Genomic DNA, 6255 nt, shown 5'->3' with positions numbered 1-6255 from the left:
AGAATGTGAATGGCGGTGGAAGAAAGAGCCTGATGAGCTCGCTAAAGAACTATGGAAACTCATCAGAAATTATTAAACTGCTAGTCTAGAGCCTATCTAAATAACAAAACCAGATAAAAAACACCCAAATAAAAAAACTAGATAAAATGCTCGACCACAGCTCGGAATATCCCCAAACATAGTCCAATAAAGGCACCAACTACGACACCATTGACACGGATCATGTGTAGGTCGCCACCGACTTCGGTTTCGATCTTATCGATCATCTCATGTGAATCCCACTCATGAATACGCTCACTGATAAAGCGAATCACCTTATCGCTATAGTCACTGCTGAGTTGCACGGCGATTTGACTAAAGCGTTGATTAAATACTTCACGCACCGCTTGATTGCGTTCGATATTTTGCCCAAGTTGCATGATCACAGCATGTAGGTTACTGGCGATACCAGAGTTTTCTTGTTCCAAATCTTGTTTGATCGCATTGCAGAGAATCGCCACAGAGCTACCGATAAAGTTCACCAGTTGCGGGCTGTCGAGCAATTTATTTTTACTTTCATTTAATTTTAGACTGATTTCGCTATCAGGATCAGCAAGCTGTTCCATGACTTTGCGGGCTTGCTGTTCGATTTGCATGCGCCACGGATGTTCAGGATCGGCAAGTATTTGCTCGACTTTGCTGATAAAGGCGTTGATGGTGCGTTGTTGTACATCGATACCAATCCATGTTGCGCCACGCGCCAGCGTACCGACACCGAGTTCGCTAAAGAGTTTTTCAGTGAGTTGATAGGTGCGTTTAGGATTTTCTTTGACCCATTGATGTGCCATGTCTAAACCACGTTGTAGCACCTCTTGATGAAAGTCATTGTCGAGCACTGCACGTAACATTTCACTGAGTAAGTTATTGAATTTTGTGCTTTTTAGCCACTGGATGCTGTTGTCTTGAATGAAGTTGCTAATTTGCTGTTGTTCAACAAATTCAAAGATTTTCGGCACACCAAACTGCACCACATCGACGATTTTTTGGCTATTTTGCTGTTGTTGTAGCCATTGTGCGCTGGCAAGGCTTAGGTCAAATTTGGCTAAACTATTTTGCACTACCGTTGGCGAGAGGAAGTTTTCTTGTACGAATTTTCCCATCGACTCAGCAATACGGGCTTTATTTCTGGGGATAATCTCGGTGTGATCACGAAGCAGTTTGGGCAGTGGCATTTTGCCAAAAGGATTGCGAAACAGTACGGTGATGGCGTACCAATCTGCCAAGCCACCCACCACACCCGCTTCGGCGGAGAGCATCAGAATATGAAAAAGCCACAGATATTCAGGAAATACTTTGGCAAGAATCATCAATGCCAGCCAACTGCATACCGCAATAATCAGTGCGATACTTGCCAATCGTTTGGAGCGATTTAGACTGGGAACTTCGGCTTCGATCACGGTGTGTGCGCTGTTGTCGGTCATCGACGATTTATTTCCTATACAGGTGAATCAGGTTGTCATTGTCACATTGTCATGGTGTTGTTGTTTTCACAGGTGTATTTGATGCTGGCGTAGTTGACGCAGGCGTGTTTGGTGTCGGGCTTGCTAAGGTCACCGAACCATCTGCACGGAGTCCATATTTTCCACCAATCGCTTCAAGAATACGCCGTGCATCAAATGCATCGCTTGGCGCCATGTTGCTCTGAAACATTTGGATAGTATAGGCAACTTCAACGGGATCGACATTGACCACATAGGGGGTATCAAAGAAAGGATCGTGCCAATAGGGGCGATAGAACGGATCATAGAAGCGATCGTGGAAGCCAAAAGAAGAATAATACGGTCGGCTCGGATAGACCACGGTTTGTCGTTGCTGCTGCTGATTGGTGCGATTGGTTGGGTCATCGATGACTTTAAATGCATCAAAGCCCTGCTGCACGGTTACTTGAGCAGATTTGAGTAAGGTCACCTCTTCGGCATAGCCGTAAGATGCATCGGGATGCGTGCGAAAGCCGATACGGTAGCTATTTTGATTGAGTGGAATTTCTTGGAATTGTCCGAGTTGGTTAAACGTTCTCGGTTGTTTTGGGGTGCTGGCACAACCGACCAGTGTTGCCAAAACAATAGAAATTGTTAGAGCTTGAATGATTTTAATCGGTTGAAACGATGACATGACTTGATCTCCATACATATCATTCAGCTTAGCGGAAATCGTTGATGATGAAAAATAAAATATGTTAAAAGGCATCTTCACCAAACTGCTTGGGGAAGATGCCCTGATTCACGTTATTAACGCATTGGGATTTGATGTTAGAAGTGATAAACCGCCATCATGTTGATACGGTTATCTATACCATTTTGTCCATCAAATGTTTCACGCTCACCATAGACATATTCCACACCGAGCTCAATCGGCGTATAAGGTTTATAGATCGCATTGACCCAACCTTGCCACAATGATTTATTTTGTGAGGTATCGTCATAGCTGAGTTCAGCAAATTCGTTATTATCATCAGCTTTCATATAGCCATAGCCGATGGTTGAGCGTAGTTTTGGACTAAAGCTATGGCTTAAACCCACAGTGAAGACGTCAAATTCATTGCTATGCATTTGGTTATCTTCATCGAGGACATAGCCACTGTTTGCCCAGAATAAGAATTTTCCATCGCCTTTGACATGATAATAATCTGCCTTGAGCATTGTTTCGGGTGTGATTTGATATTTTCCACCCAGTCCAAGTCCCCATGATACATTTTCATCTTCAGTGGTTTTTTTCTCAGCGACAAAACTACGTCCAGAGATGACTGAGCCATTATCAAACTTATGATTGATGCGTCCGACTAAGGCTGGCAGACGCATTTCATTATCAGGATCAGAGCGAGTGTTATATTTAGGATCTTCGACGCTGACTGCAAAATTGGTTTTGTCGGTAATGTTATCGGTGTATTTGACAATAGGTACACGTTGTAGCGACCCACCGACATAGGTTGCTGCATCCAGTGATTCAGGTAAATATTCAGGAGCGATAAAGTTCGACCATGTTTGACCGACCAACCAATTGGCGTAGGTCAGATAGGCGTGGCGAATACGGAATTGATCACGTGTCGAGCCTCCAAAGAAATCCATTTCGATTTTTCCGCCGACATCACCGATTGCGGTTGGCGTTTTGAAATCCATACCAAAACGCGTCGCCGTGGCGGTGGCTTGGAAGCGATCTTGTTGCTTGTCTTCTTCAGCCGTGCCTTCTAGTGGCACTGCGCTGATATTGTTATACATGGTCGACGCACCTTTGGCTTGATAAGACGCATCAGCACGAACAAATCCATAAAAGTTCAGATCAGCACCCGCTTTGGTTTTGAACGAGAGCTTGGGCTGAGGCATGGATAAGGTCTTGGTGTCGGTGGTTTGGCTTGTTATTGCGACAGGCTGTGCTTGTAACGCAGCGACTTGATTGCGTAATTCTGCGATTTGCTGGCGTAAATCATTGAGCTCTGCATCGGTGATTTCAGCGGAAAAGCTAACTTGCGTGCATAAAGTGGCAGTGATTGCGAGCATGAGTTGCTGGCGGCGGAAATGTGTTTGAAGTCGTTTCATATCAAAAATCCATTTGTGTGGGGACGCATTCAGTCTGTTGAATGCGCCGTTGAGATAGGGTGATAGAAATTGGTTAATTGAAAGTAGATAAAAAGCCGAACTAAGATTGAGTCACTTTTTGGTTGGGCTGTTGCATTTGGCTGGCAGCTTGTACACCATCAACCGAAGCTCGAAGGTTGACGAGGAAGATCGCTAATGCTGCGATTGCACCTGGGATGGCGATTGCCAAAAAGTTCATGTGATGGGGTAGATGTAAGGTTAACAATGCACCAGTTAATACTGGACCGACAATCGCACCAATCCGTCCAATGCCTGACGCCCATCCCATTCCAGTCGAGCGTGCTGCTGTTGGATAATATTGCGCAACAAAGGTATAAAGCAGAATTTGTGAACCGATCGTGGTCGCACCCGCAACGGCAATCAAGCTGTAAAGGACAAATGCAGGACTATTAAATCCAAGTAAGATCAATGCAATCGCACCGAAAACAAACATCGCCACCAAGACTTTTTTGATATGGAAGCGGTCTGATAAATAGCCACCACCAATCGCACCGATCATTCCACCGATATTGAGCGCAAATAAGAACAGCATACTTGCACCGAGTGAATAACCCGCTTGAATCATCAATTTTGGCAACCAACTGGCGAGGGCGTAAACCATTAATAAGCACATGAAGAATGCGATCCAAAACATAATGGTGCTAAAGCCACGTCCACGCTGAAATAATGCGGGTAATGGCGCATCATTGTCTTCAGTTGATTCATTGAGTTTTAGTGTGGTATTTGCCGTAACCACGGTTTCTGGGGAAATTAATGATAGATTTTTCTTGGCTTCGTCTTGACGTCCTTTTTTTACAAGAAACATTAAAGATTCTGGTAGGAATTTCCAAATAATTGGAAGTAACAACAACGGAATGCCTGCGATATAAAACATAATGTTCCAACCATGATCTGCAACCAACCATGCACCAAGCAGGGCAGACATCATGCCGCCAATCGCATAGCCACTGAACATGATGGCAACCATGGTGCTACGCATGCGTTTTGGTGCATATTCAGAGGTCAGCGCCACACAGATCGGCATCACACCGCCAATGCCTAAGCCAGCAAGGAAGCGTAAAATCGCAAATGAGACAGGATCTTTGGCAAAAGCACATAAAAAGGTAAAACCACTAAATAAACCGACACAAATCATAATGGTTTTTTTACGACCGAGCTTGTCGGATAATGTGCCGAAAAACATGGCACCGAACATCATGCCGAATAAAGCGGCGCTGGCTAATAATCCTGCTTGTACGGCAGTTAATGCCCATTCTTGCATTAATAATGGTAGTGCCACACCATATACAATGAGATCATATCCATCAAAGATAATAATAAATAGACACCATAATAAAACAGTCCAATGGAATCCTGAAAATTTGGCATGATCAACAATATCGCTGACATTAATCTGCTCGCTTTGCATGCTTCACCTCCTGTTGTGAAGTTTTTTACTTATTGATAAAGTTATTTTTTATTCAATGAAATGTCCAAAACCGATTGCATATATCTTTATACTTATTAGGTATGCAAAATAAAATAAACCCGATATTAATGTCTGCTTGAGGTGGGTATTTCGAAAATGTGTCAAATTTTGAAATATTTTTATAACTCAAAAAGTATTAAATCATTATTGGATTAAAAATGGTTATTTATTTAAATTATCATCATGGGATAATTATATGAATATTATTTCAATATTCAGAACGATAACGGTTAATATTTCATTGCTGAGCTTGAAATGCGCTCATGATGATGTCGTTAAACTGATCGGCTTGTTCAATGTTTGAAATATGTGAGGCATCGAGCTCAAACAGTTGACTCTGTGCGATGCATTGATGCATGAATTGTGCATCTTCGACCGTTGTCACGGGATCTAGTTGTCCAGCGATAATGATGACGGGCAGGGTGATATTTTCAATGTCTGTACGTAGGTCAGCTTGCGCTAAGGCTTCACAGCAATTGGCGTAGCCTGCCGCACTAGCAATGGCAAGATCATTACACAACGTGCTGACCAAATTACAGTGATTTTCAATAAATTCTGGCGTAAACCAGCGACTTGCTGCGCTGTCGGCGATGGGTTTTAAACCTTGTTGGCGTACCAAATTGGCACGTTCATGCCATGCGCTGGCTGTTCCAATTTTGGCAGCGGTATTGGCGATCAAGATTTTTTCAAAGCGTTCAGGATAGTGTATGGCAAGCCATTGTCCAATCAATCCGCCCATCGAAATGCCACAAAAGAATGCTTTACGAATCCCTAAATGATTGAGTAGCGCAATCACATCTTCACCCAGCTGTGACAATTGATAGGCACCATCAGGTGCAGATGAGTGACCATGCCCTCGAGTGTCATAACAGATCAGATAAAAGGATTTTTTCAGTGCATTAATTTGCTTTTGCCACATGCCATAATTGGTGCCGAGCGAATTCGAAAAAACAAGGCTTGGTTGCTTTGGATCGCCGAAAGTTTCATAGTGGATTTCTAGATCTTGATGTTGAAAAAATGTCATGCTTATCTGCTCTGTTTGTTGATTCAATCAATGCGGTGACCGCAATCCTTAACGCTGTATTAAACCCGTTGAATAATCATGGCAATACCTTGCCCGACACCAATACACATTGAACATAAGGCATAGGTTCC

The 6255-nt window shown here is 43.3% G+C and carries 6 protein-coding genes; all 6 read right to left on the bottom strand.

Going from position 1 to position 6255, the window contains the following annotated elements; all coding sequences use genetic code 11:
- Positions 1–137 precede the first annotated feature (137 nt).
- On the bottom strand, positions 138–1460 hold the full coding sequence (locus BLQ60_RS13875; RefSeq protein ID WP_092621868.1) for a DUF445 domain-containing protein: 1323 nt from the start codon (positions 1458–1460) through the stop codon (positions 138–140).
- Between the two features lie 49 nt (positions 1461–1509).
- Complete coding sequence (locus BLQ60_RS13870; protein ID WP_244516063.1) at positions 1510–2151, bottom strand: CC0125/CC1285 family lipoprotein; 642 nt, start codon at positions 2149–2151, stop codon at positions 1510–1512.
- Positions 2152–2288: 137 nt separating this feature from the next.
- Positions 2289–3572: a DcaP family trimeric outer membrane transporter gene (locus tag BLQ60_RS13865; RefSeq protein ID WP_092621865.1), complete on the bottom strand. Its 1284-nt coding sequence runs from the start codon at positions 3570–3572 to the stop codon at positions 2289–2291.
- Positions 3573–3672: 100 nt separating this feature from the next.
- Positions 3673–5040 carry an MFS transporter gene (locus BLQ60_RS13860; protein WP_092621862.1) on the bottom strand — a complete coding sequence of 456 codons (1368 nt, stop codon included), beginning with the start codon at positions 5038–5040 and terminating at the stop codon, positions 3673–3675.
- A 298-nt stretch (positions 5041–5338) separates the two neighbouring features.
- Positions 5339–6124 (bottom strand): 3-oxoadipate enol-lactonase, encoded by a 786-nt coding sequence (gene pcaD, locus BLQ60_RS13855; RefSeq protein ID WP_092621859.1) that lies wholly within the window; start codon positions 6122–6124, stop codon positions 5339–5341.
- Between the two features lie 59 nt (positions 6125–6183).
- Positions 6184–6255: hypothetical protein (locus BLQ60_RS14000; RefSeq protein WP_143005225.1), on the bottom strand; the 72-nt coding region annotated here is incomplete at its 5' end.

Source organism: Acinetobacter marinus (assembly GCF_900096915.1).
GTDB lineage: Bacteria > Pseudomonadota > Gammaproteobacteria > Pseudomonadales > Moraxellaceae > Acinetobacter > Acinetobacter marinus.
Note: the sequence above shows the minus strand (reverse complement) of the source record. Positions and strands in the feature narration are given on the sequence as shown.